The organism is Myxococcus xanthus, assembly GCF_006402735.1.
Classification (GTDB): Bacteria; Myxococcota; Myxococcia; order Myxococcales; family Myxococcaceae; genus Myxococcus; species Myxococcus xanthus_A.
This window is the reverse complement of sequence record NZ_CP017174.1, coordinates 1,691,278-1,716,564: the sequence shown is the minus strand read 5'-3', so window position 1 is coordinate 1,716,564 and position 25,287 is coordinate 1,691,278. Positions and strand designations below refer to the sequence as shown.

Here is a 25,287-nt window from a genome sequence, read left to right as displayed (position 1 = left end):
CGCCGATGGGTGTCCATTGGTGAAGAGGAGTCTAGTGCATGTTCGATTCAGTCCTTGACCGTGGTCAGGGGCCCAAGTCGCGATTCGGCGTCGGGGCTACTGTCTCGGTTATCCTCCATGTGGCGCTGTTCGGCCTCGCCGTCTGGCTGTCGACGCGGCCGCCCGTCGAAGAGGAGAAGGAGATTGAGGTCACGCTGAAGGCGACCATGGCACCGCCTCCGCCGCCCCCTCCGCCTCCGCCTCCTCCTGCCTCTTCGAGCAAGCCGAAGACGGAGCCGAAGAAGCCCAAGAAGCCGGACGCCATCGTCCAGCCGAAGGAGATTCCGAAGGAGGTCCCGAAGGAAGTGGAGCCCTCCGACGAGCCTCCCGCTGAAGAAGAGGCGAGCGAAGAAGTCGTCGAGGGCGGCGTGGAGGGTGGCGTGGTCGGCGGCGTCGTCGGTGGCGTGGTCGGTGGTGTGATTGGCGGCGTGGTCGGCGGCCAGTTGGGCGGGACGGGAACCGACGTGCTTCCGTTCGGCGCGGGCATGACGCGTCCAGAGAAGCTTTCCGGTCCTCAGCCCGAGTACTCTCGTGAGGCGCTCGAGGCTCGCGTCCAGGGAACGATGATCGTGAAGTGCATCGTCACCGTGGAAGGTCGAGTGGAGAACTGCCGGATCATCAAGCCCCTGCCCCACATGGACCGGGCCGTCCTGGACGCGCTGGCATCGTCGCGCTACAAGCCGGTCACGTTCCAGGGCCGTCCTGTGCAGGTGGACTACACCTTCACCCTGAACTTCAAGCTGCCGCGCTGAGTCAGGGCGCGTCGTTTAGAGGCGTATTGCCGACTACCCCGCGCTCGTGAGGAGGAGCGCTCAACCCAACCATGCAATTCACTCTCGCAGAAATCTGGGCGCACACGGGCCTCTTCGCCCGAATGATCATCTTCACCTTGGGCATCATGTCCATCGCCTCGCTGGTCGTGATGGCGGAGCGCATGATCGTCTTCCGCAAGACGCGGTCCGACAGCCGCAACTTCGCCGCGAAGATGGGTGCCATCCTGGCCAAAGGCGACCTGAACACGGCCGCCAACACCAACCTGGGCAAGGACGTGGGCCACCTGGGCCGGGTGATCAACTCCGGACTGACGGCGTACCGGATCAGCCCGAACAACAAGGACGTGGCGGTGGAGTCGGTGGCGCGCGCGCTGGAGCGTCAGGCGCAGCGTGAGGTCCAGAGCATGAAGCGCGGTCTGGGCCTGCTGGCCACGGTCGGCTCCACGGCGCCGTTCGTCGGTCTGCTCGGCACCACGATGGGTATCGTCAACGCCTTCCAGCTGATGGCGCAGGCGGGCTCCGGCGGTCTCGGCACCATCTCCGCCGGTATCGCCGAGGCGCTCATCACCACGGCCTTCGGTCTGCTCGTGGCCATCCCCGCGGTGATGGCGTACAACTTCCTGCAGGGCTGGGTGGACGCGCGCTCGGTGGACATCTCCGAGTCGTCCAACGAGTTCCTGGACGTGGTTGCCCGCCACCTGGGTGGTGGCGCGCACTCCTCGAACGCCGCCTGAGACGTCCCGGGCGAGCCGGGGACGACCCGATGCCCTTCACGGTGACTCTGTCTCCAGCTCTTCTTCGGGGAGCTGGAGGCCCACCGTGAAGGCGGGCACCTCCTTACCAGGAAACAGGTAAAGACATGGGAATGTCAGCAGGCCCCAAGGGGGGCGTCAAGAGCGACATCAACGTCACGCCGCTGGTCGACGTGGTGCTCGTGCTCCTCATCATCTTCATGGTCGTCACCCCGATGCTCCAGCGTGGCAAGTCCGTGGAGCTCCCGAAGGCCACCGAGATCGAGAAGGAAGGAAAAGGGAAGGAAGCCGACCCGCTCATCCTCTCCATCACCCCGGACAAGAAGGTGTTCGTGGAGAATGACCAGGTGGATGAGAAGGGGCTCCAGGAGAAGCTCACCGAGGAGATGTTGAAGGATCCAGGCAAGAAGATCCTGCTCAAGGGCGACAACGCGCTCAGCGTCGGTGACGTGCGCAAGGTGCTGGACGTGGCCCGCAAGTCCAAGGCCAAGCAGATCTCCCTGGGCGTCGAGGAGAAGAAGTAATGGCCGGCCGCAAGCAACGACAGTGGGTCAAGCCCCAGGCGCAGCCGAACTCGGAGATCAACGTCACGCCGCTGGTCGACGTGGTGCTGGTGCTCCTCATCATCTTCATGGTCGTCACGCCGCTCCTCGAGAAGGACATCGTGGTGCGCGTGCCGGACACCGAGGTCGAACAGGAGCCGACGCCTCCCGACCCGAACGACCAGCAGTTGGTGGTCCAGCTCGACAAGGACGGTGGCTACTCCATCAACACGGAGAAGATTGCCCCCGCCGACTACGTGACGCGGCTCAAGCGCATGCTGGCGGCCAAGAAGGCGGACGACAAGGTCGTCTTCTTCATGGCGGATGACGCCACCAACTACGGGCGGCTCATCACCGCGCTGGACGGCGCGAAGGCCGCTGGCGCGAAGGTGCTGGGCATGGCCACGGAGCTGCCGCAGAACGCCATCATCCAGGGCACCTCGGTCGATACGCCGACCCCGCCCCCCGCACCCACGCCCTGAGACTCCTCTTCCGGAGCCTACGCTCCGGGTGGGTACGTGGTTCACATCGAGAAGCTCGTCGGCTAGAGTTCACTCCTCATGGCCGACGAGCTTCTCATTTTCGAGCAGACCATCGAAGCCCTGTTCCTGCGGGCACTGCACGGGCGCCTGACGCCTGAGTGCAAGGCACGCCTGCGTCAGGCAGGGCTCGATGTGGACCAGAAGCTCCGGCCAGCCTACACCTTCGATGCGTGGATGACGTTCCTTCGCATCACGTCGGAGGAGCTCTTTCCCCAACTCTCGCTCGAGCAGGGAACCTGGAAGCTGGGTGAGGCCTATATCGAAGGCTTCCGCGAGACGATGCTGGGACGCGCCGTCCTCTCATTGCTTCGCGTGCTGGGGCCCCGCAGGACGCTGATGCGGGCCACGCAGAACTTCCGGGCTGGCAACAACTACACGGAATCCAAGCTGCGTGAGCTGGGGCCCACCCAGTTCGAGCTCTGGATGAACGAGGTAGGCCCCTACCCTGCCTTCACCGCGGGCATCATCCACGCGGGGCTGCGGGTGGCCGGTGCGCAGGACATCGTCATCGAGATGTCCGGCTACGACGGCCACGCCTGCGTCTACCGAATCAACTGGAACGAGGCCTCGGTCTCTTCCGGCGTGGCGGGCAGCGGAGACTCCAAGGCCGCCAGGAGGTCGGGGTCCATCAGCTCCCTGTAGATGAACTCCGCCAGCAGGCCCGTCACCATCCAGATGGGCAGGATGTAGAGCGAGGTCATCTGCCAGAGAATGGCGCCGGCATCCGCGTAGTACCAGATGCGGTATCCCGTGAGCCGCTCCAGCAGGACCCCGGAGAAGCCTTCAAAGAGCAGGATGACCACGCCGTACACAGCGGCTCGCAGGCCCGTGTGCTGGTACAGCATCCAGCGGTAGAGCGGCTCGATGAAACAGAAGCACGCCACGCCATAGATGACGAACATCCACAACGAGCACTGTCCATACGCCGTGGAGATGGGCGTATCCCAGATGGCGTTGAGTCCCAACCGGTCGTCCACGCGCCATTGGAAGCGGAAGAGCGCCTCCAGCAGCGGCACGTGCTGGGCAATCCGCACCAGGTTGTAGAAGAAGATTTCGGCGCTGAGCCCCACCATGCCGTAGAGGCAGAAGCGGAACACCCCGAACGCCACCTTCATCCGTTGGCCCCGCTTGATGTCCGCCCTGCGGATACGAACCTGCCGGCGCTGACGAACGACCCCCGATTCCACTGCGGCCTTTGCCCCCATCGCGTCCCCCAAGGTGGGTGAAACGCTACCGGACTCATCAGGGCATGGCTAGTCCCGGCTTCACAAATACCAGGACACTGAAACTCAAACCTCCCGAGGCTGGGATGGGCATCCGCCGCCGCGGATTGGCGAGCGCGGGTCTACGCCTGGGGTGGCTCTCGGTACGTGCGTTGCTGAAGGACTCCGCGCGGAACGGCGAGAGGACGGGTCATGTTGGCGAGGGTGCGGTCGGGGGCGTTGATGGGTATCGACGTGGTGGTGGTGGAGTGTGAGGTCGACATGGCGCTCGGCCTCCCCTACTTCAACGTCGTGGGGCAGGCGGAGGGCGCGGTCCGGGAATCGAAAGTGCGCGTCATCTCCGCGCTGAAGAACACGGGCTTCGAGCTTCCTCAGAAGCGAATCACCGTGAATCTGGCGCCCGCGGATTTGAAGAAGGAAGGCGCGGCGTTCGAGCTGCCGATTGCATTGGGCGTCCTAGCGGCGGCGAAGCTGATGGATGAAGCCCCGCTGGGACGGCTTCTCTTCGGAGGCGAGCTGTCCCTGGACGGCACGCTCCGCCCCATCAAAGGAGTGCTTCCGTTGGCGGTGGCGGCGCTCAACGGCGGCTTCGAAGGCGTCATGGTGCCCTGGGCCAATGCCGCGGAGGCCGCGCTCGTCGAAGAACTGCGCGTCTTTCCCGTGAAGACCCTGCGGGAGGCGGTGGACCACCTGACGGGGGCCTGCAGCATCACGCCGTACACGCGGCAGCGTGAACCCAGTCTTCAGGCGCCCACGGGCCAGGCACCTGACATGTCCGATGTCCGTGGGCAGGCCGACCTGAAGCTCGCCCTCGAAATCGCCGCGGCGGGAGGCCACAACGTCTTGATGTCCGGGCCACCGGGCTCGGGGAAGACGATGCTGGCGCGGCGCCTGCCCGGCATCCTTCCGGAGATGACGTTCACCGAGGCCATGGAGGTGACGAAGGTCTACTCGGTGCTGGGTTTGCTGGGCGAAGGCCACGCATTGATGCGCGAGCGCCCCTTCCGCGCGCCCCACCACACCCTCTCCGACGCGGGCCTGGTGGGCGGCGGCCTCTCGGCGAGGCCTGGCGAACTCTCGTTGGCGCACAATGGCGTGCTCTTCCTCGACGAGCTTCCGGAGTTCCGGAAGAACGTGCTGGAGGTTCTGCGCCAGCCCATGGAGGAAGGCGTCATCCACCTGGCACGCGCCAACCAGAACATCACCTATCCCTGCCGGGTCATGTTGGTGGCCGCGATGAACCCCTGCCCCTGCGGCTACTACAACGTCCCCAGCCGCTCCTGCACTTGCGGCGAGCAGCGCGTCTTCGACTACATGACGCGCGTGAGCGGGCCCCTGTTGGACCGCATCGACATCAGCCTGCAGACGCGCCCGGTGGAGTATCACCACATGGCCCGCTCGACGGTCCAAGAGCCCTCGAGCCGCTACTACCGCGAGCGGGCCCAGGTCGCGCGCGAGCGTCAACGCGCCCGCTATCGCGATGAGCCGGGAATCCACTGCAACGCGCAGCTTCCCGCGCACCTGCTGCGCCGGTACTGCGCCATGAGCGAACGGGCCGAGCACATGCTGCAGCAAGCGGTGCGAATGTTCGGCCTGTCCGCGCGAGCCCATGACCGCATCATGAAACTGGCGCTCACGCGGGCAGACCTCGAGGGACGCGACCGCATCGACCAGACCGACATGCAGCTCGCCATCAATTGCCGCATGCTGGACCGGCGAGGGGCGATGCAAGGCAAGCTTCACGGAGCCCGCCCTGCCCCTCCGCCCGAGGACGCCGCCTGGCGGAACACCGGGCCCTCCGGCAGGGCCAGCCCGCTGGAGGACCTGGATGGCTGAGGGCCACCGCGCGCGTCAGTGCGTCACGGGCGTCGCATGAGACGCCGTCGTCTGGAAGTGGGTCTCCGGAATGGACGGTGTCTCTCCACCCTCCGGCAACGCGTGAGCGGGCTGGAGCCGGTCCAGGCGAGGCGCAGGGCCGGTGATGATGCGCGCCGACTTGCCAAACGTCAGGTACGAGTAGGCCCAGTTGAGCAGCACCGCCAGCCTGCTGCGGAAGCCGATGAGGAAGGTGATGTGGATGAGCAGCCAGGCCAGCCAGGCGACGAAGCCCGTTTGCTTGAAGCGACGGAAGGCAATGCCCACCGCGTGGCCTCGGCCAATCACCGCGTAGGAGCCACGGTCCCAGTACGAGAAGGGCTCCATCGGCTTGCCCTGCAACTGGCGGCGGATGTTGTGGGCGGCCTGCTTGCCTTCCTGCATGGCCACGGGAGCAAGGCCTGGCACCGGCTTGCCCTCCGCATCATTGAGCGACGCCAGGTCGCCTACGACGAAGACGTCGTTGTGGCCCGGCACGGTCAGCTCGGGCGTGACCAGGACGCGCCCAGCTCGGTCGAGTTCGACACCCAGCGACCGTGCCACCGGCGACGCCGCCACGCCCGCGGCCCACAACACCGTCCGCGCGGGGATGAACTCCTTGCCGATGAAGACCCCTTGCTCGGTGATGTTCGTGACCCGAGCCCCCGTGCGGACCTCCACCCCCAGCTTCTCGAGCGTGCGGCAGGCCTTCTGTGACAGGTCATCCGGATAGACGGGGAGGACCCTGTCCACGCCCTCGATGAGGATGATGCGCGCATCCCGCGGGTCGATGTTCCGGAAGTCGCCTGGAAGCGAATGCCGGCTGATTTCCGCCAACGAGCCCGCGAGCTCCACCCCCGTGGGGCCGGCTCCGATGATGACGAAGTTGAGCAGCGAGCGGCGAATCTCCGGGTCCGTCTCCCGCTCCGCCAGCTCGAAAGCCACCAGGATCCGCCGGCGAATCTCCACCGCGTCCTCAATGGACTTCAGGCCGGGGGCGAACTGAGCCCAGGCGTCATTGCCGAAGTAGGAGTGCGTGGCTCCCGTGGCGATGATGAGGTAGTCGTACTTCAGCTCTCCGTCAGAGAGCAGCACGCGCTTGCCGGCGGTATCCACCCCCGTCACTTCCGCCAGCACCACCGCCACCTGATGGGGCCCCACCACCGCCCGGAGCGGCGCCGCAATCTCGCTGGGACTCAGCGTCGCCGTGGCCACCTGGTAGAGCAGGGGCTGGAACAGGTGATGATTCTGCCGGTCCACCATCGTGACACGCACGGGTGCCTTGTAGAGATGGCGGGCGGCGTAGAGGCCGGCAAAACCACCGCCGAGGATGACCACGTGGGGCAGGTCTTCGCGCTTTGATTTCGGGCTCACGCAGGGAAGGTCATGCCTGCCCAGCCCATCTTCAACGCAAAGCGCCATCCGCTATGCCGCCAAGCGTGGGCTCCCATACTTGTTTCTCATGCGACTCCCGGGATGGCGTGCGCACACTCCACACTACTGGACACACAGCCACGTACCCGGACGCCTGAACTCCCGTCTCTCAGGGAGGAGCGGGCGGCACAGGCGTTGCTCACCTGTCTGCCCGCCGCGCTGACGGCGCCATGACGGCGTCCCTGGATGCGGCACCCAACACAGCAAGGGCGGCGAGGGAGTGACAGACGCGATGAGCAAGCTGGCGGAGAAGCTGAAGGCGGTGGCGGCGGCGGTAGCGAGCATCGAGAAGCAGTTCGGACGAGGCTCGGTGATGACGTTGGGCGGGGAAGCGCGCGAACAAAAGGTCGCCGTCATCCCCTCCGGCTCGGTGGGAGTGGACCGCGCGCTGGGCGTGGGCGGCTATCCGCGGGGCCGCGTGGTGGAGGTCTTCGGGAACGAGTCCTCGGGCAAGACGACGCTCACCCTGCATGCGATTGCCCAGGTGCAGGCGGCGGGAGGCGTGGCGGCCTTCATCGACGCGGAGCACGCGCTGGACGTGTCCTACGCGCGAAAGCTGGGCGTCCGTGTGGAGGAATTGCTCGTGTCGCAGCCCGACACCGGCGAACAGGCGCTGGAAATCACCGAGCACCTGGTGCGCTCCGGCGCGGTGGACCTCATCGTCGTCGACTCGGTGGCGGCCCTGGTGCCGCGGGCCGAAATCGAGGGCGAGATGGGGGACGCGCACATGGGCGTCCAGGCGAGGCTGATGAGTCAGGCGCTGCGCAAGCTGACAGGCGCGGTGAGCCGCTCGGGCACGTGCATCATCTTCATCAACCAGATTCGGATGAAGATTGGCGTGATGTTCGGCAATCCGGAAACCACCACCGGTGGCAATGCGCTGAAGTTCTACGCATCCGTGCGGATGGAGATTCGCCGCACGGGCAACATCAAGGACGGTGATGCCGTCGTGGGCTCGAAGGCCCGAGTGAAGGTGGTGAAGAACAAGGTCGCCCCGCCCTTCCAGGAAGCGGAGTTCGACCTCATGTACGGCAGCGGCATCCACCGCGTGGGGGAAGTGCTCGACCTCGGCGTGGCCACGGGCCTCATCGAGAAGTCGGGGAGCCACTTCAGCCTGCGCGGAGAGCGCATCGGCCAGGGCCGGGAGCGCGCCGCCGAGTGGCTGCGCGAACATCCAGACGTGCTGGAAGCGCTGGGCAAGGAGATTACGGGGACTTCCGCCCTGCCCTCCTCGCCCGCGCCTGTGGAGGTCGCGGCCTAGACGGAGGACGCCAACGCGTCCAACTCGACCGGGACGGCGAGCTTGCGCTGACCGACATTCAGCACGAGCCCGCCGTCGGGCCCTTCCTCCAGGAGCTGTCCGAGCTGGTACTGCGCGTCGCGCGAGAGGCGCGCCTGGGCCCGCCCCTGCTTCACTCGGCAGGACAACACGCCGTCCGCGTCCAGATACAGGCTGGCGACGTCCAGCGCCTCGGCGGTGCGGTCGCTCAGACGCACAGACACCCGCTCGTCGGGGGTGACGTCCACCGTCCGAACCTCGTAGGCGGCGCCTTCCACCTGGATGAAGCACCAGTCGTTGCCAATGCGGAGCTGGTAGCGGTCCGTGTCGTCCAGCACGAGCGAGGCGTTGAAGAGCTCGATGATCTTGGGATGGAGGATGGGCTCGTCGTCGTGCCACCAGCGCATCCTGGCGTCGAGGCGGATGCCGCTGTCCTCACGGGTATGCCAGCGCTTGCCGGGGGGCGGCTGTCCAGTGGGTGGTTGCATGACGTCTCTCATCTGCGCGTGGAGCGCGAAGGATTCAAGCTCATGAAGCGTGGGGCGCTACCAGTTCCGGACAAGTTCCGTGTAGCCGCGGAAGGCCACGGCCCCCCAGAAGTTCACCAGCACGCCAAGCGCCACCGCGGCCAGCACCGCCCGATTCCGCAGGGACCAACCACCCAATGCGAAGAGCAGGAGGAGGTAGGGCGTGTAGTCGAGGCTGAACCGGAAGCCGAACTGCATGTAACCGGTGTTCTGATAGAAGAGCCCAGGCAGCGCACACACCGCCACGGTGAGCCACACCGGCCAATGCAGGCGCGGGCGCGTCTTCGGCACCAACAGGAAGACGAGCAGCGGCAGCGTCAGCAGCAGCGTCAGCCCGTGCGGGTCATATCCCAGCTTCAGCGGAGACAAGGACACCGAGGGCAGCTTGAAGAAGGCCGCCTCCAGGTTTCGTGGCAGGTACTCCCAATTGAAGAGCCCCGTGCGGTCGATGTCCGCGTTGACGCGGTTGTTGAAGAGATACGCGTGCCCGAACTCGCTCAGCCGGCCGTAGCGGTAGACGTTGTACGCGGCCGCGAGCCCCGCCAGCGGCGCGGCGCCCAACGTGAAGAGGCCCAGCTTCTTCGCGGCGGGCTTCCAGTTCCGCGCCAGGGCCTTGAGCTGCGCCAGGCGAGGCTCCGGCCCGGGACACAGCGCCTCCAGCACGAAGAAGAGCCCCGTGAAGAGCAAGGGCGTCCGCGTGAGCGTCGCCATGGAGAAGAACAGGCCCGCGAGCAGCGGACGATGCGCCCGGACGGAGTTGCGCACGTAGAGACAGGTGAGCGCCACGCCCATCACCTCGGCGCTGAACCAGACCTCTCCCCGGATGGCGCAGTAGAAGAACAGGGTGCCGAAGGCGAGGATGAGCGCCAGGGCCACGTTCTCATTGCGGTTGCGCTCCGTCTCCCCTTCCTTCGCCAGGAAGCGCAGCAGCGAGAAGAAGAGCGCCACCGCCAGCGCACCGACGATGACGCCGAACGAAGTGTCGTTGAACTGGTAGCCGTGCAGTGCGACGAAGGGCAACATCGCCACCGCGGGGAAGGACGGGAAGCTCACGAACCAGCGGTCCGTTGGGAGCGGGCGTCCGGTGCAACGGACCTTGTCGCCGTTCACCATGCGGACGCAGGCCCAGTCCTCCATGTTGGGCAGCACCTGCGGGTCCACATCCAGCCGTCCCTCCATCCACGCCTGGGCCTGGTAGACGAAGTGAGGCGCGGCGCTCTGGCGCAGGAAGCGCTGGGAGCTGAAGCTGGCGAGCACCACGAAGGCGACCACGAACAGCACCACCTCGACGCGGTAGGCGGACAGCCACACGCGCGCGACGTTCAGCGGCAGGCCTCCCGACACGGGGGTGCCCGGTGCGGACGCGGGCTCGGGTGACACCGAAGGCGAGGCGGCGTCAGGCTCGGCGGAAGGGGCTGGCGCGCTGGCGGCTGCGAGCCCCGCCTCCTGGTGCGGAGCGATGGGCGCGACCGCTCCTGACGTGGCCGGATTGGAAGCTCCCGGTTCGGAGGAGGACGGACGGGGGCGCTTGGACTTGGAACGGCTCATGGGGTGGCGGGCGCGGCGAGCAGGTGCTGCCGCAGCATTTCAAGCGTGTGGGAAGCGGCGAACAGGCGCACGCGGTCGCGGTCGCCGGTGACAGAGATGCGCTCACAGCGGGTGGGCACGCCAGGCGCCGACAGCGCGCAGTACACGGTGCCGACGGGGTCCTCCGGCGTGCCGCCACCAGGGCCCGCGTATCCCGTCACCGACAGGCCGTAGGTCGTGCCGCAGGCATCGCGCACGCCCTCCGCCATGGCTTCGGCCGTCTCGCGCGAGACAGCCGTGTGCCGTGCGAGCACGTCGGGAGGAACGCCCACCCATGCGGATTTCATCTTCTCCGAATACACCACCGCGCCGCCGACGAAGACCTCGCTGGAGCCCGGCACGGCCGTGAGCTGCTGGGCGATGAGGCCGCCGGTGCAGCTCTCCGCCACCGCCAGCGTGGCGCCCGCCCGACGAAGCGTTTCGAGGACCACCGCGGCGTACGCTTCCGAGTCCACACCGAAGAGCTTCGTGCCCAGCATCTGGCGGCACTCCACCTCCACGGCGGCGAGCGCGGCATCCGCCTCCGACTGGGAGGAGGCCTCCGCCATCAGCTTCAGGTGGTTTTCGGGGGCGTGGGTGCGGAAGCCGAACACGATGCGGGGATGCCGGGGTCCCATGGGGGCAACCGCCATGTCGAGCTCCGACTCCGGGATACCCACCGTGCGCAGCAGCCGGAAGGCCCGGTAGGTGCGCTCGGGGCGGGCGTCCAGCGTCGCGCGGATTCGCGGCAGCACCTCGCCCTCCAGGAGCGCCTTGAACTCACGGGGCACCCCTGGAAGGAAGAACAACTGGGCGCCACCCAGCTTCATCACGACGAGCGGGGCGGAGCCCTCGGGGTTCCTCACGGGTTCGGAGCCCCGGGGGACGCGGGCCATGCGCAGGGCGCTCGGGTTGGGAGACAGACCTCGCGCGGCGTAGCGCTGGTGCAGCCAGTCGAGGACCTGGGCATCCTCCTCCAGCGGCACACCCGCGGCCTCCGCGGCACATTCGAGGGTGAAGTCGTCCGCCGTGGGCCCCAGTCCTCCCGACACCACCACCACGTCCGCGCGCGAAGCGGCTTCCTTCAGCGCCTGGGTGATGTCCGGCCGCACGTCTCCCACCAGGACCACGCGCTCCACCTTGACGCCAAGGTCGAAGAGGCGGGCCTCCAGGTACGTGCTGTTCGTGTCCGTAATGAGGCCGGTGACGAGCTCGTCACCGGTGCACAGCAGCTCGACGCGCATGGGCCGCGCATCCTAGCGGCAGCCGGACGGCTGGGCACGGACCGAAGCGCACCCAAGCCGCAACGCCCCCTGGTCTGGAAGGGGGCCGAGCGGGAAACAGCGTCCTCCAGGTCAGAGGTACGCGGGCCCGTCGTTGCCCTGGGTGGACTCCGCGTCCTCTTCTTCCTCGTCGTCGATGACCGTGGCCACCGCGACCGCGGCCACCGCGCAGGGGTCCGCCACCTTGCGAGCGACCAGCCGGCTGCGGACCAGCACCGCCGACTCCACCAGCCCCAGCGCGAGGTAGGCGCCGCAGCACGCCACCAGCACCCAGGCCGGGTGCAGCTGCGTGGCGATCACCGTGCCGCCCACCACCACGAGCATGAAGGCCAGCGCGCTCTTCCGGTTGGGCCGCGTGTCCTTGAAGGTGCGGTAGCGCACCGTCGACACCATCAGCAGCGCCAGGCCCGCCACCGCCACCGCCATGGGCACCACGGCGCTCTCGGCCAGGGGCTCCCCCTGCGTCGCCGCATGGTGGGAGATGATGACGGAGACCAGCATTCCGGCCGCTACGGGGATGGGCAGGCCCACGAAGAAGCTGCCACCGCCTCCGTGCGGGTTGCGCGCCGCCAGCACGTTGAAGCGCGCCAGACGCAATGCGCCACAGGCCGCGAAGGAGAACGCGATGAACAGCCCCATGAAGCCCAGGGGCTCGAGCGCCCACTTGTACACCAGGAGGGAGGGCGCCGCCCCGAAGGAGATGACGTCCGCCAGACTGTCGAGCTGCACGCCGAAGTCGCTCTGCGTCTTCGTCAACCGGGCCACCCGGCCATCGAAGCCGTCGAAGAACATGGCGAAGAAGATGGCCAGGGCCGCCTGGTACAGCTGCACCGGTTCGGCGTCCCCCGTGCACAAGGTGATGGCGTAGAAGCCGCAGAAAATGGACGTGACGGTGAAGAGATTCGGCAGCACGAACATCAGTTTCCGCAACTTCATCATTCCCTCGACTTCCTCTGATGGCCGTGACTTCCCGGCGGCAGGACGGCGGGTGAACCGACCTTAGCAGGGTTTTATTTTTGAAAAGGAGGATGCATGGACTCTTCGCAGTGGGTGGTGTGGGTACTGGTCGCTGGGGTCGCACTCGTTCTGTGGAACGTCCTTTGGGTCGTGGCCGTGCGACGATGGTACCGACCCAGGGCGGAGTTGCCCCAGGTCCTCCGCGCCCGCTGCGAGGACGGATGGGAGCTGGTGATTCACGCGCGACGCGCGGCCGTGCGCCGGTTCGAGGAACCCGTGCTGCTGTGCCACGGGCTCGCGGCGAACCGGTTCACCTTCGACTTCGAGCCCCCCTACTCCGTCGCGCACTACCTGACCGAAGCGGGTTTCGACTGCTTCAGCGTCGAGTGGCGCGGCACCGGGCACTCACGCCGGCCGCCTCGAGGCCGGAGGTACACGGACTTCACCATCGACGACCACATCCTCCAGGATGGACCCGCGCTGTTGGAGCTGGCGTTGAAGGAGACGGGTGCGAAACGCGCCTTCTGGCTCGGCCATTCCCTGGGCGGGCTGGTGGGCTACGGCGTCGCGCAAGGCCCGCACGGGGAGAAGCTTGCGGGGTTGCTCGCGCTGGGCGCTCCCGTGCACTTCAAGTCGGAGCCCTTCCTGCGCACGCTCATCTCCATGGGCGTCCGTGCCGCCTGGCCCGCACGCTTCCGGCAGGAGTGGATGAGCGCCAGCCTCGCGCCCTTCCTGGGCTACGTCACCCTGCCCCTGTCGGACCTGCTGGTGAACCCCGAGCACATCCCTCCGCGCATCCAGCGGCAGGTCTACGCGAACATGATGTCGTCGATGAGCCGCAAGGTGCTGCTTCAGTTCCAGGACTGGATTGAGCACGACATGTTCCGCTCCTTCGACCGCACGAAGGACTGGCGCGCCGGTATCGCACAGCTCCAGCTTCCGCTGCTCGTCATGGGCGGCAGTTCGGACCGACTGGCCACGCCGACCAACGTGGAGTCGCAGTTCGCGCTCGCCACCGCGCCCGACCGCACGCTCCACATCTTCGGCACGGACCACGGCGACAAGATGAACTACGGGCACGGGGACCTCATCTTCGGCACCGGCGCGCCGACCGAAGTCTACCCCGTCATCCGCGAGTGGCTGGAGCGACATGCCTCCGCCCTGCCCGCCGCCATCACCGACCCCGCTCCCGACCCAGTGGAAGAGGAGCCTCGCGAGCCGGAGCGCTCCGTCCCCTGAGCATCCAGCGGGATGGAGCAACCGTTGCTGTCGTGCCGGTTCACTTCGGACTGGCGTGGACACAGCGCGCCGACAGGCCCCGCGTGTCCTCGGAGCGGAACGCCTTCAGGTGCACCTGAGTGGCACCCTCGCACTCCGCATGGACGAACCCCGTCTCCAGGCCACTCGCGGAGAGGGATTCCACACGCAGCTCACCGTTTCCCAGAGCGCCCAGCGCCGTCGCCGCCCCTTGAATGTCCACGTTGGCGGCGTTCATGCGCGCCAGGGTGTCCGTCAGCAGGCCCACGTACCCGCAGGTCTCCAGCTTCGCGCCCCGCAGTGACACGCGGGCATTCTGCGCCGCGAGGACACACGCGCCCTGCGCATCGCGCACCACGACGCCCTCCACGTCCGCTTCGACCTGGCGAAGGTGCAGGCCATCCCCGGTGACACCGTCCGCTGTGTGCACCCGGCGGATGTCCACGTCACGGAGCCGCAGCTTCCCACGCAGCGCCATCACCCCGTACTCGGCGGCGCCGTCCACCCGAACGCCCTGGACGTCCAGGTCCCCTCCCGAGAACTGAAGCCCGCCATAGGCGCCGCTGTCCCGCACCACGATGTCCCGGAGCCGGACGCGTGACATCAGCAGTCCCATTCCGGCCCGAATGGCCCGCACCGACGTGAAGCGGTGCACGTCGAGCCTGCGTGCTTGCATGGAGGACACGCCGTACTCGTGCCCCGTCACGGAGACGTCATCCAGGATGAGGGTGCCGTCCATCACCGAGAAAGCCGCCGCCTGCCCACCTTCCGCGGTGGAGCGCCGCACCTCAGCGTACGCACCGTCCACGCCGACCGCTGTCGCGGCACCAGTGAACTGGAGGTCCTCCAACGTGGCCCGCACGTCCGCGCCGCGCAGCCGCACGGCTCGACGATAGGGGCCGGTGAAGGTGCTCGCTCGGATGTGGGCCTCCACGATGGCTCCGGCATGTTTCGGGCCTTCCTGCTGCCCTCCAGCGCCCGTGGCGGCCTCGCTGTCGTGAGGCGCCTGCATGGATCCGTCCGTGTTCGACAGCACCTCGGGCTTGGACGAGGCGTCGTGTGGGGACGATTGCTCGCCGCTATCCGGAGACGCGGCCCGTCCGCTTTCGAGCAGCACCCCCACCGTGGCTGCTGGCGCCGCCTCGAACCGGCTGTCCTCCACGTCCAGCCGCCCGGCCTCCACTCGCACCGCTCCCGTCACCTGCCCGCTGAAGCCCACTCGCGCCAGCCGGACATGGCCGCCGTCCGTGAGCTCCAACCCCCAGAGCCCACCTCGGACGACAAAATCCGACAGATCCGCACCCTCACTCACCTGAATGACCGTGCGGGCAGCGCCCTCCGCTTGCAGCACCACCCCCGGCCCCTGCCCCTCCACCCGAACTCCGGGTGGGATCAGGAACGGCCCTGTGTAGCGCCCAGGGGCTACCCGCACGGTCAGGGCTCCGGGCCGCGCCAGTGCCTCGCCGAGCTGGCGCAGCGGGCGCTCACGCGAGCCGTCGCCAGGCTCCGCGCCAGCCGCGTCCACCCAGAGGGTGCCGGGGGCCGTGGACGACGCGGTTGGTTGCGCCTCGCGATGCGAAGGGATCCGACAGGCGCTGGCGAGCAGCAGGATCAAGGGCAGGAAGGTTCGAAAACGCACGCAAGCAAGCATCCTAGCGCCTTCCCGCCGGGGCTCACGCGAACGCGATCAGACCCCCTTCGCAAGTGATCAATATTCCAAAGACTTTCTTCAAAACACGATCACACACAGCTTTTTTCCAATTCACCGCGAGTGGGTCGCGCTGATGTATCGGAATCGACTCTCCACGCTCTTCCTACGCCCGGTGTTTCAGAGGGCCAACTTTTCGTCTGGAGGCCGATTTTCCGGCTCCAAACCGCGGCCGGCATTGACAGGGAAAAGAGCGATTTGTTACCACCGGCCGGGTTAAAGCACTTCAAGGCCAGACAACGGACGGAGGGGCGTAATGACCAAGGCAGAACTCGTCGAGGTGGTGGCGGCGCAGACACGTCTCACCAAGAAGTCGGCGGCGCAGATCCTCGACATCGTCTTCACCAATATCGGTAAGGCGGTGAAGAAGGACGCCCGCTTCAGCTACCCCGGCTTTGGAACCTGGTCGGTTCGGTCGCGCAAGGCTCGCAAGATTCGCAACCCCCAGACCAACGAGATGATGAAGCTCAAGGCGTCGAAGACGATCGGCTTCCGGCCCGCCAAGGAGTTGAAGAACTCCCTCTAGGCCACCGCTGAGGGATTTCGCGCAGGGGCGCTCACCCGAAAGGGGGCGCCCCTGTTGCATTGCGGGCTAGCGGCTTACGGGCCCACGGGCTACCGACGGCACGGGCTCCGGAGGCGGCTCCGCGTCACCCAGCGCCTCCAGCGGGTCCATGGGCTGGCCGTCACGCCACAGCTCGAAGTGGAGGTGGACGCCGGTGGCCAGCCCTGTCTCCCCGGCCAGCCCCACGGCGTTGCCTCGCTCCAGCACCTCGCCAGGGTCCACCAGCACGCGGGACAAGTGGCTGTAGCGCGTCACCCAGCGACCCTCATGCTGGACCTCCACCTGGAGGCCATGGTCGCCATTGTGGCCCGCACGCAGCACCACGCCCTTGTCCGCCGTGTAGATGGGCTGGCCTTGCGTCGCGGCCAGGTCGACGCCCAGGTGGCGCCGGTGCACGCCTGTCACGGGGTGCCAGCGGTAGCCGAAGAGGCTGGTGACGGACACCGGCGCCACCGGCCAGGAGAAGCGCGGAAGCGCATCCTCGGCCGGCTCGGGCGGCTGCTCCAGGCGGCGCAGCTCGGCGGTGCGCAGCGCCAGTCGGCCCACGCGCAACACCACCGCCTCGGCCAGCGGGGCCGGCATGTCGCCATAGGTGAAGCCGTCCCGCTCCAGCTCGGCTTCCAGGACGCTCTGGGCCTGCAGCAAATCACCCGAGCCGACGCGCGGCGCCGAGGGACGCGACAGGAAGCCGTCCAATGCGAAGGTCACCTGCTCCCAGTTCTCCACCTGGGCGGCGGGCATCGTCCCGCCTCGCGCCACCTGCTGACGAAGGCCCTGTGCTCGCGACGCGAAGGCGGCGAGCACGGCATGCAGCTCCGGAGCAGTCTCAGGCGCGGGCGGTCGCACTCGGAGGGGCGCTGGCGCTGCATCTGGCGCGCGCGACCGTGAAGCCGAGGTGGCGTAGAGTTCCTCGAAACTCATCTTCGGCTCCGCGCCACGGGTAGCGCAGGCACAAGCTGTAGCGAAGGCGAGGAGGCTGAGGCGGCGCACGGCGGCGCGAGCCTACCATGGCCCGCCCGGAGCGCTCCTTCCCCACCCCGTGTGCGCGCCCAGGGATGTCCACGGGCGCGCGTTTCACCCCAAGGCCGTGCTCAGCCCACGGCGCGGCGGATGCGCTGCAGGGCTTCGTCGATGTCGGCAGCGGACACATCCAGGTGGGTGACGAGGCGCAGCGTCCGCGGAGCGCCCGCGGGGTTCGTCAAGACCCCGTGCTGCTCCAGTTGCGCCACCATCTCCAGAGCGGACCGGGAGAACTCCGCGAAGACCATGTTGGTCTCCACCCGCGAAGTGTCCACCTTCACGCCAGGCAGCTCCGCCAGCCCTGCGGCCAGCCTGCGGGCGTTCGCATGGTCGTCCGCCAGCCGCTCCACATGGTGCTCCAGTGCATGCAGCGCGGCCGCCGCCAGGATGCCTGCCTGCCGCATGCCACCGCCCAGCCGCTTGCGCAGCCGGCGCGCCTCGCGAATGACGTCCGCGCGCCCCGCCAGGGCCGAGCCCACCGGAGCGCCCAGGCCCTTCGAGAAACACACGGACGTCGTGTCCGTCAGCGCGGCCCAGGCGGACACCGGCACGCCCAGGGCGACACCGGCGTTGAAGAGCCTGGCGCCATCCAGGTGGACGGCCAGCCCCGCCTTGCGCGCCGCTTCCACGACGGCTCGGAAGCGCTCCACCGGCCATACCGAACCACCCCCCCGGTTGTGCGTGTTCTCCAGCGACAGCAGGCGCGTGCGCGGGTTGTGGATGTTGTCCTCGCGCACGGCCGCGCTCACGTCCTCCGGCGACAGCAGACCGCGCTGTCCTGGCAGCGGCTGCGGCTGCACGCCCCACAAGGCGGGCACCGCGCCTCCTTCGTAGTGGAGGATGTGGCTGCCTGCTTCGGTGAGCACCTCGTCGCCCGCCCGGCAATGCGCGCCGATGGCCAGCTGGTTGGCCTGCGTACCCGAGGGCACGAAGACGGCGGCCTCCAAGCCGAGCCGCTCGGCCACCAGTGCCTCCAGACGGAGCACGGTGGGGTCTTCGCCATAGACGTCATCCCCCACTTCCGCTTCGGCGATGGCGCGCCGCATGGCGGCCGTGGGCTGGGTGACGGTGTCGGAACGGAAGTCGATGCGCTTCATGAATCTCCCCGAATGGGTGCGTCCAACCGGTGCTTGGGCTCGCAGCCGGTGTGACATACAACGGCGCCGTGCCTGGACGTGAGACGGTCGCGGAGAAGCGAAAGCGCGCGTTGCTGGTGATGGACCGCCTGGCCGCGGACATGCCGGATGCCCGCATCGAGCTGGACTACCGGACGCCCCTGGAATTGCTGGTGGCCGTCATCCTCTCCGCGCAGTGCACGGACAAGCGCGTCAACATGGTGACGCCTGCCCTCTTCCAGCGCTTCTCCGACGCCCAGGCCTATGCGGAAGCAGAACCGTCGGACGTGGAGCCCTTCATCCGCACCTGCGGCCTGTACCGCGCCAAGGCGAAGAACATCGTCGCGGCCGCCCGGTCGCTGGTGCAGGAGCACGCCGGGCAGATTCCCTTGCAGCGGGACGCGCTGGAGAAGCTGCCAGGCGTGGGCCGCAAGACAGCGGGCGTGGTGTGCATCCACCTGGGAGGCGACGCGGCCTTCCCCGTGGATACGCACGTGAAGCGGCTCGCCTTCCGGCTCGGGTTCACCACGAAGGCGGACCCGGACAAGGTGGAAGCCGACATGCAGGTCGTGCTGCCGTCGGAGCGGTGGACCCTGGGCCACCAGCTCCTGGTGTGGCACGGGCGGCGGACCTGCTTTGCCCGCTCGCCCGCGTGTGAGCGCTGCGTCGTCGCGGACCTGTGCCCGAAGAAGGGCGTGAAGGTCCAGAAGGACGCGGGCGCTACGGAGACGCCGGCGCGCTCGCCTCGCGCTCGCGCGAAGTCTTGAGGCGCTTCATCCGCTTGCGGATGAACTCGCGCTTCAGGGACGAGATGTGGTCCACGAAGACGGTGCCGTCGAGGTGGTCCGTCTCGTGCTGCACCGCGATGGACAGCAGCCCGTCACAGCGCAGCGTCTGCTCCTGGCCGTCCGGGTCCAGGAACTTCACGGTGACCACGGCGGCCCGGTCGACATCCGCGGCCTCGCCGGGGATGGACAGGCAGCCTTCGTTGTAGGTCGTGTCGCCTTCCATGGCGATGATCTCCGGATTGATCATCGCAATGGGCTTCAGCTCCGGCTGGCTGTGCGTGGTGTCCAGCACGATGACGCGCTGGAGCACGCCGATTTGCGGGGCGGCCAGGCCCACGCCTTCAGCGGAGTACATCGTTTCGAACATGTCCTTCACCAGCGTGCGGGTGGAGTCATCCACCTTCGCCACCGGCTTGGCCTTCTGCTTCAGGACAGGGTCGGGCCAGATGAGGATCTCGCGGACCATGGACGCCGTCTTAATCTCCCCGGAGCGGACGGGCAACCGCTCCGGGTGGGCCTCCCTGCACTCCCGGGAGGCCGTCCGTCCGACGGGCGTCAGTCGAGCAGGCTTCGGGCGTACTCCGCGCGCAGCCGGTCGTCTCCCAGGGCCTGAGCGGCCTCGGCGAGCACGGTGCGAATCTGCTGCGCGCGGTGCTGGAGCGCCGGGTCGGGGTGCCCCGCGAAGCGCAGCGGGTGGAACTCGGCGGCCAGCAGCTCGTAGGCGCGTTTGACCTCCTCGCCCCCCGCCGAGCGGGCCAGCCCCAGCACCGTGAAGTAGTCCGCGTCCTGGATCTCCTCGAACTTGGATTCCAGGCGCCGGACGTCCAGCTCCGGCGGCAGGTCCCCGGCGTCTTCGTCCGTGGCGGGCGCCAGCGAGACGAGCCCCAGCGTCCGCGCCACCGCGAGCGACTTCAAGGCCGAGTCCTGCGGCAGCCCCGCCCCCAGGAGCAGCGCCTCCAGCGTGTGCTCTCCATCCACCTGGGACAGGAGCTGGAGGTCCCGCGAAGGCAGGCCGAAGTCATCCGGGGCCAGGTGGATGTCGCCGCGAGTGACGCGCGCGCGCAGGCTTCCGGCGGCCTCCAGCAGGGATTCGGAGGTGAGGGTGTTGCGCAGTGCCTCGGCCAACAGGTGCAGCGGCGGACGCGTGGCGGCGGCGAGCGCCACCTCGTGCGGCGCTGGCTCCGGCACCAGGCGGTAGAGCGTCGAGGGCTCCGCCAGCGCGTCCAGGAAGACCTGCTCGGTGTAGCGCTGGACCAGGGGCACGGCTTCGGATTCCCGCAGGTAGCCCCGGCCCCGCAGCGCGTCCAGCAGCGCGGCCGTGGTGGCGCTGCGCACCAGCCGCAGCTCCCCTTCCTGTCGCGCGTCGATGAGTCCGTCCGCGCGGGCCCGGTCGACCAACGACTCCCCCTGCGCGGAGGAGACGGCTCCCACGAGCGCTCCATCCCGCAGCCAGAGGACGCGCAGGGCGTTCATCACCTTCAGCTCCAGCCGCATCTCCATGCGGGCCTCGCAGAGCCGGAGCACCAGCTTCGTCAGGCCATCCTGGGTGACGCTGCCACTGCGGGCCACGGCCAGCTCGGGTCTGCCGGGAGGTGCTTCCAGGGGAAGCATGGATGCTCGGGCCTGTGCGGCGGCCTCCTCCGCGTCTCGGAGCGCGCGCTCCTCCAGTTCCAGGCGCTCGCGCTCGGAGCGGGCCCGCTGTTCGGCGGACTCGGTGCGCAGTGTCTCCAAGGCTTGCTCGAGGGACTCGCGTGCTTCGCGCTCCTTCGCCAGGTTCTCTCGGGACTGCTGGTGCTCGAGGCGGAGCGCGGCGAGTTCCTCGGAGATTCTGGCGTTCTCCGCGAGGAGCCGGGACTCGGATTGGTTGCGGGCACGGGACTCTTCTTCGAGCCTGGATTCCAGCGTCGTGCGCTGCTTTGCCTCCGCGTCCAGGCGGACTTCGAGGGCCGTTCGGTGGCGGCCTTCGGCCTTCGCACGGGCGGTCGCTTCGGCTTCGGCCTGGGCGGACTGCTGGACGCGGGCTTCGGCCTCGGCACGGCGCTTCGCCTCGGCATCGGCGCGGGCTTCCGCTTCGGCACGGGCCTGGGACTCGGCTTCGGCCTGGGTGACGCGGTGTTCTTCTTCCGTTCGGGCGCGTGCCTTCTCGGCGGCGAGGGACTCTCCTTCTCGCCTGGCCTGTGCTTCCGCTTCGGCGCGCTGCTGGGCCTCCTGCTCGGCGCGAGCTTCCGCTTCGGCACGGGCCTGCGCTTCGCGTTCGGCGCGGGCTTCGGCTTCGGCACGGGCCTGCGCTTCACGTTCGGCACGGGCTTCGGCTTCCGCGCGCCGCTCCGCCTCCGCGGTGGCCTGGGCTTCAGCCTCCGCGCGTGCCTGGGTCTCCGCCTTCGCTAGCACCTCGGCTTCGGCGCGCAACGTGGCTTCGTGCTCGGCACGTGCCTCGGCTTCTGCTCGAGCCTCGGCCTCACGGGAAGCACGCGTGTCCGCATCGGTTCGCGAGGACGCCTCGCTTTCCGCACGGACCTCGATTGCCGCACGCAGCTTCGCCTCGCGCTCGGCGCGGGCCTCGATTTCGGACCGTGCGGCCACCTCGGCTTCTGCTCGGGTCTCGGCTGCGGCTCGGGCCTCGGCCTCGATTTCCGCGCGGGCTTCGGCTTCGCGTCGCGCGACGGCCTCAATTTCGGTTTGGGCCTCCGCGGCTTGTCTTGCGACCGCCGCTGCCTCGGCGCGGGCCTCCGCGGCTTGCAATGCGGCTACTGTGCTCTCAACTCGGGCTTCGGCCGCTTGCTGCGCAGCGACAGCACTCTCGGTTCGGGCCTCCGCTTCATGCAACGCGGCCGATGCGCTCTCGGCTCGGGCCTCGGCGTCCTTCAGTGCGGCTGCCGCAGTCTCGGCTCGGGCCTCGGCGTCTTTCAGCGCAGCTGTCGCTCGCTCAGCGCGGGCTTCGGCCTCAAGTCGTGCAGCGGCTTCTTGCTCCGCACGGGCTTCGGCCTCCGTCCGGGCCGCAGCCTCGCTGTTAGCCTGGGCCTCCGCGTTTGCACGTCGCTCCGCTTCTTGCTGAGCCCGGGCTTCCGCCTTCTTCGCGCGAGCCTCCTCGTTCGCACGGGCCTCCGCTTCCTGTCCGGTGCGCGCATCAGACTCGGAGGTGACGCGGGCTTCCACTTCCTCACGTGCGCGTGCCTCGGCGTCGGCTCGGGCATCCGCCGCCTGGCGAGCCAGCGCCTCGGCTTCAGCACGCGCCTCAGCTTCCACTCGCGCCGTTGCCTCAATCTCGGCTCGCGCCTCTGCCTCCGCACGCGCCGTGGCAATGGACTCCAGACGCGCCTCAGCATCCACACGGGCCGCGGACTCAATCTCTGCCCGCGCATCCGCCTCAGCCAGGGCCGTCGCGACCGATTCAACCCGGGCGTCGGCCTCGGCGCGCGCCGTGGCCTCAATCTCCGACCGCGCCGAGGCTTCGGCACGCGCTGCCTCCGCGGACGCAAGCCGTGCTTCGGCATCCACGCGGGCCGTGGATTCAATCTCCGCTCGGGCCTCCGCTTCGGCTAGCGCAGTGGCCACGGACTCCACACGGGCGTCCGCACCGACTTCCGCCTGCACACGCGCCTCGGCGTCCGCCAGGGCCCGAGCAACCAGTTCCGATTGGGCTTCCGCTTCCGCCAACGCACGCGCAGCCAGCTCCGCGCGCGCCTCGGCCTCCGCCTGTGCACGCGCCGCCAGCTCCGCACGCGTCTCTGCTTCCTCAAGGGCTCGCGACAGGCTCCGCGCACGCGTATCCGCTTCGAGCCGGGCCTGTGCTTCCACATCAGCACGGGCCTCCGCGGCCTCGCGGGCACGGGCTTCCGCGTCGATACGCGCTTCCGACACCGAGGTCAGGTCCTCGGCGGACTCGACCCGGCTCTCCGCGGCCTGACGGGCCTTGGACTCCGACTCGGCGCGGGCCTCCGAAACGACACGCCCCGCGGCCTCTGACTCCAGGCGCGCTTCGAGCGCCTGCAACGCCTGCGTGCTCGCCGCTGCGCGAAGCTCCGCTGCCTCACGGGCCTGCGTCTCGGCCTCCGCGCGGGCCTCCGCGTCGATGGCCCGCAGCTCCGCCTCCGCGCAGGCATCCTCGAACTGGCGGACCTGGGCCTCGACCTCGGCGGTGAGCGTCTCCGCTTCCTCACGGAGCCGGACTTGCGCTTCCAGCTCCTCGCGCAGCGCCGACAGGTCGCCAGTCTCCTGCGCGTCGCGCGCCAGGGCCGCCCTTGTGGCGGCGTCCATGGACGAAGGCGACTCCCGCTGACGGAGCCCTTCCAGCTCCGCCTCGGCTTCCGCCCGCAGCAAGGACTCCCGCGAGTGCTCCTCTTCTTCCGCCGCGAGCCGCTCCTGGAGCCCCTGGACCTGCTGCGCGAGTTCGCGGCGCAGCGCGGCTTCCCGCTCCAGCGCCTCGGTGACGGCGCTCACACGCGCGTGAGCTTCCTCGAGCTGGCGCTCCGCCTCCTCCTGCTGAGCCTGCCACTGCGCCATCAGCGCGGGGACCGCGAAACCACCGGCGCCCGGGGCGGGCGTCTCGGCGACGGGCGGCGCCTCTGGCGCGGGGCTCGACGCCTCCGCATCCGAGTCGAACCAATCCTCCCCGATGCTGCGAGGCTCCTCCTTCGGCGTCTCGGTGGACTCCCCGTCGAACCAGTCATCCCCCACGCCCGACGCCTGCGGCGCCTCGTCATCCTGGGACTGGGCTGACGCGGATTGCAGCTCCGCCTCCAGCAACTCCCAGTTGGACGCGGAGACCGCCGCCGCGTCCGGCTCCTCAGCGGCCTGTTCCGGCTCCGGCGTGCCCGCGGGCTCACCGAGCGCCGCCTCCGTGCCCCACGTGTCTTCCGTCTCCGATGACGGCGATTGCGGCTCGGCGTCCACCGCCTGCTCGGGCTCGGGCTCCGTGGACGGCGCCTCACCGGGTACATCGCCCGCCCCATCCCCCCTCGGGCCCACACGCCCAGCGTGCGCCATCTCGGGGTCCGGAGGCAGCTCCGTCCAGGGCGAGCCCTCCGCGCTCACGGAGTCGAAAGAAGGCCCCCCACGCATGGCGGCCAGCTCCGCCTCCGCCGCGGAGAGGGCGTCTCCCGTCGGGCCCTCCGGCGTGTCGACGTCGAAGAACCCCTCATCGCCCAACCGAGGCGCCAGGGCCGCCGTGCGCATCGAAGGCTGAGAAACAGCCTCCTCCGTCCATGCCAGCTGTCCCACCGGCGGCGCATCCTCAGCCGGCGCGGCGTCCTCTCCCTCAAGCCCCACGGACGCTCCCTGCGCGTCGTCTCCGGGCACCTCGGCGGCCGTCTCAGCGTCCACCGCCGAGCCCCAGTCCTGCCCCTGCGAAGGCTCGCCCCACCCATCCGCCGCGTCCGGAGCAAGTGCCGAGTCGATGGAGGCCATCGCCTGGGCTTCCACCTCCAGGTGCGCCCGCTCCATGGCGGTGTCCAAGTCGCGCGTGCTCTGACGCTCGCGTTGCTGCGCCGCCTCGTGGGCGGAGCGCTCCGCGTCCGTCATGGCCGCCAGCTCCCAGTCCGTCTGGTGCAGCGGCGCCAGGTCCCCGAAGAGCGCATTCGCCAGCGCGGGGTCGCCCGCCACCGAGGGCGGCGGGGTTGCGTGCCAGGACTCCGACTCCACACCCGTGGCCGCCGAGACACCACCACCAGACGGAGGCAGCTCCCGGTTCTCCACCACGTGCCAGGCGTCCGCATCCGCGGGGGCCTTGACCAGCGAATCCACCAGTTCGACGAAGGCCGCCCCTTCCAGGGGCAGCTGGGCCACGGGGGCGCTGAAGCCGGGGATGGACTCGCCCAGGAGCAACACCCGGGCCGACTTGCCATCCGGGTGCTGGAGCAACTCCTCCAGCACGAGGTGGCCCCGGCCACTCTCCACGCCGGGCGCGAGCACGAGCAGCACGGGCAGGTGGTGCCCGTACGCAATGAGGGCATCCGCGGCGGAGGTGGCGAGGATGACCTCGTACCCTTCACGCGTGAGCAGGCGCCGCACGGCGGCGATATTGGCGATGTCGTCGTGGACGAGAAGGACCGGTGCGCCCATGGG

The 25,287-nt window shown here is 68.7% G+C and carries 21 protein-coding genes; 10 read left to right on the top strand and 11 right to left on the bottom strand.

Annotated elements, in window-relative coordinates; all coding sequences use genetic code 11:
* Positions 1-38: 38 nt before the first annotated feature.
* The 5 genes from BHS09_RS07290 to BHS09_RS07270 all read left to right on the top strand — a co-directional run bounded on the left by BHS09_RS07290 (position 39) and on the right by BHS09_RS07270 (position 3,290).
* Complete coding sequence (locus tag BHS09_RS07290) at positions 39-791, top strand: energy transducer TonB (protein WP_140788500.1); 753 nt, start codon at positions 39-41, stop codon at positions 789-791.
* Positions 792-862: 71 nt separating this feature from the next.
* Positions 863-1,546 (top strand): MotA/TolQ/ExbB proton channel family protein, encoded by a 684-nt coding sequence (locus BHS09_RS07285; RefSeq protein WP_140788498.1) that lies wholly within the window; start codon positions 863-865, stop codon positions 1,544-1,546.
* Positions 1,547-1,671: 125 nt separating this feature from the next.
* Complete coding sequence (locus tag BHS09_RS07280; RefSeq protein ID WP_140788496.1) at positions 1,672-2,088, top strand: ExbD/TolR family protein; 417 nt, start codon at positions 1,672-1,674, stop codon at positions 2,086-2,088.
* Positions 2,088-2,588, top strand: coding sequence for an ExbD/TolR family protein (locus BHS09_RS07275; protein WP_140788495.1), 501 nt, complete (start codon positions 2,088-2,090; stop codon positions 2,586-2,588). The genes BHS09_RS07280 and BHS09_RS07275 overlap by 1 nt, the downstream gene beginning before the upstream one ends.
* A gap of 78 nt (positions 2,589-2,666) precedes the next feature.
* Positions 2,667-3,290 (top strand): DUF2378 family protein, encoded by a 624-nt coding sequence (locus tag BHS09_RS07270; protein WP_140788493.1) that lies wholly within the window; start codon positions 2,667-2,669, stop codon positions 3,288-3,290.
* Here BHS09_RS07270 and BHS09_RS07265 read toward each other — a convergent pair.
* Positions 3,191-3,865, bottom strand: coding sequence for a hypothetical protein (locus tag BHS09_RS07265; protein ID WP_140788492.1), 675 nt, complete (start codon positions 3,863-3,865; stop codon positions 3,191-3,193). The genes BHS09_RS07270 and BHS09_RS07265 overlap by 100 nt on opposite strands.
* A gap of 198 nt (positions 3,866-4,063) precedes the next feature.
* Between BHS09_RS07265 and BHS09_RS07260 the strand changes: the two genes are divergently transcribed.
* The gene (locus BHS09_RS07260) at positions 4,064-5,707 is read left to right on the top strand and encodes a YifB family Mg chelatase-like AAA ATPase (RefSeq protein ID WP_140788490.1); all 1,644 of its coding nucleotides are present in this window, start codon (positions 4,064-4,066) and stop codon (positions 5,705-5,707) included.
* A 15-nt stretch (positions 5,708-5,722) separates the two neighbouring features.
* On the opposite strand, the gene BHS09_RS07255 is transcribed toward BHS09_RS07260, so the two are convergent.
* The gene (locus tag BHS09_RS07255; protein ID WP_140788488.1) at positions 5,723-7,099 is read right to left on the bottom strand and encodes an NAD(P)/FAD-dependent oxidoreductase; all 1,377 of its coding nucleotides are present in this window, start codon (positions 7,097-7,099) and stop codon (positions 5,723-5,725) included.
* 292 nt (positions 7,100-7,391) lie between these two features.
* Between BHS09_RS07255 and recA the strand changes: the two genes are divergently transcribed.
* Complete coding sequence (gene recA / locus BHS09_RS07250) at positions 7,392-8,420, top strand: recombinase RecA (RefSeq protein ID WP_140788487.1); 1,029 nt, start codon at positions 7,392-7,394, stop codon at positions 8,418-8,420.
* On the opposite strand, the gene BHS09_RS07245 is transcribed toward recA, so the two are convergent.
* The 4 genes from BHS09_RS07245 to pssA form a co-directional block, all read right to left on the bottom strand.
* Positions 8,417-8,926, bottom strand: a complete 510-nt coding sequence (locus tag BHS09_RS07245; protein ID WP_174259994.1) for a DUF1285 domain-containing protein — start codon at positions 8,924-8,926, stop codon at positions 8,417-8,419. The two genes, recA and BHS09_RS07245, sit on opposite strands and share 4 nt — an antisense overlap.
* Before the next feature lie 57 nt (positions 8,927-8,983).
* Positions 8,984-10,513 (bottom strand): hypothetical protein, encoded by a 1,530-nt coding sequence (locus BHS09_RS07240; RefSeq protein WP_140788484.1) that lies wholly within the window; start codon positions 10,511-10,513, stop codon positions 8,984-8,986.
* Complete coding sequence (locus tag BHS09_RS07235) at positions 10,510-11,775, bottom strand: CinA family nicotinamide mononucleotide deamidase-related protein (RefSeq protein WP_140788482.1); 1,266 nt, start codon at positions 11,773-11,775, stop codon at positions 10,510-10,512. The genes BHS09_RS07240 and BHS09_RS07235 overlap by 4 nt, the downstream gene beginning before the upstream one ends.
* Positions 11,776-11,886: 111 nt before the next feature.
* Positions 11,887-12,753 (bottom strand): CDP-diacylglycerol--serine O-phosphatidyltransferase, encoded by an 867-nt coding sequence (pssA, locus tag BHS09_RS07230; protein WP_140788481.1) that lies wholly within the window; start codon positions 12,751-12,753, stop codon positions 11,887-11,889.
* Positions 12,754-12,846: 93 nt separating this feature from the next.
* Between pssA and BHS09_RS07225 the strand changes: the two genes are divergently transcribed.
* Positions 12,847-14,010 carry an alpha/beta fold hydrolase gene (locus BHS09_RS07225; RefSeq protein ID WP_140788480.1) on the top strand — a complete coding sequence of 388 codons (1,164 nt, stop codon included), beginning with the start codon at positions 12,847-12,849 and terminating at the stop codon, positions 14,008-14,010.
* A 40-nt stretch (positions 14,011-14,050) separates the two neighbouring features.
* Here the strand turns inward: BHS09_RS07225 and BHS09_RS07220 are convergent, their stop codons facing one another.
* Positions 14,051-15,667, bottom strand: coding sequence for a right-handed parallel beta-helix repeat-containing protein (locus BHS09_RS07220; RefSeq protein ID WP_237080220.1), 1,617 nt, complete (start codon positions 15,665-15,667; stop codon positions 14,051-14,053).
* A 325-nt stretch (positions 15,668-15,992) separates the two neighbouring features.
* Here BHS09_RS07220 and BHS09_RS07215 point away from each other — a divergent pair, with 325 nt between their 5' ends.
* Positions 15,993-16,262 carry an HU family DNA-binding protein gene (locus tag BHS09_RS07215; protein ID WP_002635502.1) on the top strand — a complete coding sequence of 90 codons (270 nt, stop codon included), beginning with the start codon at positions 15,993-15,995 and terminating at the stop codon, positions 16,260-16,262.
* A 66-nt stretch (positions 16,263-16,328) separates the two neighbouring features.
* Here BHS09_RS07215 and BHS09_RS07210 read toward each other — a convergent pair whose 3' ends face one another.
* Positions 16,329-17,291, bottom strand: a complete 963-nt coding sequence (locus BHS09_RS07210) for a M23 family metallopeptidase (protein WP_140788477.1) — start codon at positions 17,289-17,291, stop codon at positions 16,329-16,331.
* A gap of 101 nt (positions 17,292-17,392) precedes the next feature.
* On the bottom strand, positions 17,393-18,418 hold the full coding sequence (gene ltaE / locus BHS09_RS07205) for a low-specificity L-threonine aldolase (protein ID WP_140797513.1): 1,026 nt from the start codon (positions 18,416-18,418) through the stop codon (positions 17,393-17,395).
* 68 nt (positions 18,419-18,486) lie between these two features.
* Here ltaE and nth point away from each other — a divergent pair, with 68 nt between their 5' ends.
* Positions 18,487-19,203, top strand: a complete 717-nt coding sequence (nth, locus tag BHS09_RS07200) for an endonuclease III (RefSeq protein WP_257792134.1) — start codon at positions 18,487-18,489, stop codon at positions 19,201-19,203.
* On the opposite strand, the gene def is transcribed toward nth, so the two are convergent.
* The gene (gene def, locus BHS09_RS07195; RefSeq protein WP_140788471.1) at positions 19,157-19,690 is read right to left on the bottom strand and encodes a peptide deformylase; all 534 of its coding nucleotides are present in this window, start codon (positions 19,688-19,690) and stop codon (positions 19,157-19,159) included. The two genes, nth and def, sit on opposite strands and share 47 nt — an antisense overlap.
* Positions 19,691-19,779: 89 nt before the next feature.
* The gene (locus BHS09_RS07190) at positions 19,780-25,284 is read right to left on the bottom strand and encodes a response regulator receiver protein (RefSeq protein ID WP_140797511.1); all 5,505 of its coding nucleotides are present in this window, start codon (positions 25,282-25,284) and stop codon (positions 19,780-19,782) included.
* Positions 25,285-25,287: the final 3 nt, after the last annotated feature.

What these genes read in the sequence shown, in the direction of transcription:
- BHS09_RS07270 (WP_140788493.1), top strand. Translation starts at nt 2,667, where the DNA reads ATGGCCGACGAGCTTCTCATTTTCGAGCAGACCATCGAAGCCCTGTTC.
- BHS09_RS07245 (WP_174259994.1), bottom strand. Translation starts at nt 8,926, where the DNA reads ATGCAACCACCCACTGGACAGCCGCCCCCCGGCAAGCGCTGGCATACC.
- BHS09_RS07225 (WP_140788480.1), top strand. Translation starts at nt 12,847, where the DNA reads ATGGACTCTTCGCAGTGGGTGGTGTGGGTACTGGTCGCTGGGGTCGCA.
- def (WP_140788471.1), bottom strand. Translation starts at nt 19,690, where the DNA reads ATGGTCCGCGAGATCCTCATCTGGCCCGACCCTGTCCTGAAGCAGAAG.
- BHS09_RS07260 (WP_140788490.1), top strand. Translation starts at nt 4,064, where the DNA reads ATGTTGGCGAGGGTGCGGTCGGGGGCGTTGATGGGTATCGACGTGGTG.
- ltaE (WP_140797513.1), bottom strand. Translation starts at nt 18,418, where the DNA reads ATGAAGCGCATCGACTTCCGTTCCGACACCGTCACCCAGCCCACGGCC.
- BHS09_RS07290 (WP_140788500.1), top strand. Translation starts at nt 39, where the DNA reads ATGTTCGATTCAGTCCTTGACCGTGGTCAGGGGCCCAAGTCGCGATTC.
- BHS09_RS07275 (WP_140788495.1), top strand. Translation starts at nt 2,088, where the DNA reads ATGGCCGGCCGCAAGCAACGACAGTGGGTCAAGCCCCAGGCGCAGCCG.
- BHS09_RS07240 (WP_140788484.1), bottom strand. Translation starts at nt 10,513, where the DNA reads ATGAGCCGTTCCAAGTCCAAGCGCCCCCGTCCGTCCTCCTCCGAACCG.
- BHS09_RS07285 (WP_140788498.1), top strand. Translation starts at nt 863, where the DNA reads ATGCAATTCACTCTCGCAGAAATCTGGGCGCACACGGGCCTCTTCGCC.
- BHS09_RS07215 (WP_002635502.1), top strand. Translation starts at nt 15,993, where the DNA reads ATGACCAAGGCAGAACTCGTCGAGGTGGTGGCGGCGCAGACACGTCTC.
- BHS09_RS07190 (WP_140797511.1), bottom strand. Translation starts at nt 25,284, where the DNA reads ATGGGCGCACCGGTCCTTCTCGTCCACGACGACATCGCCAATATCGCC.
- BHS09_RS07280 (WP_140788496.1), top strand. Translation starts at nt 1,672, where the DNA reads ATGGGAATGTCAGCAGGCCCCAAGGGGGGCGTCAAGAGCGACATCAAC.
- recA (WP_140788487.1), top strand. Translation starts at nt 7,392, where the DNA reads ATGAGCAAGCTGGCGGAGAAGCTGAAGGCGGTGGCGGCGGCGGTAGCG.
- pssA (WP_140788481.1), bottom strand. Translation starts at nt 12,753, where the DNA reads ATGATGAAGTTGCGGAAACTGATGTTCGTGCTGCCGAATCTCTTCACC.
- BHS09_RS07235 (WP_140788482.1), bottom strand. Translation starts at nt 11,775, where the DNA reads ATGCGCGTCGAGCTGCTGTGCACCGGTGACGAGCTCGTCACCGGCCTC.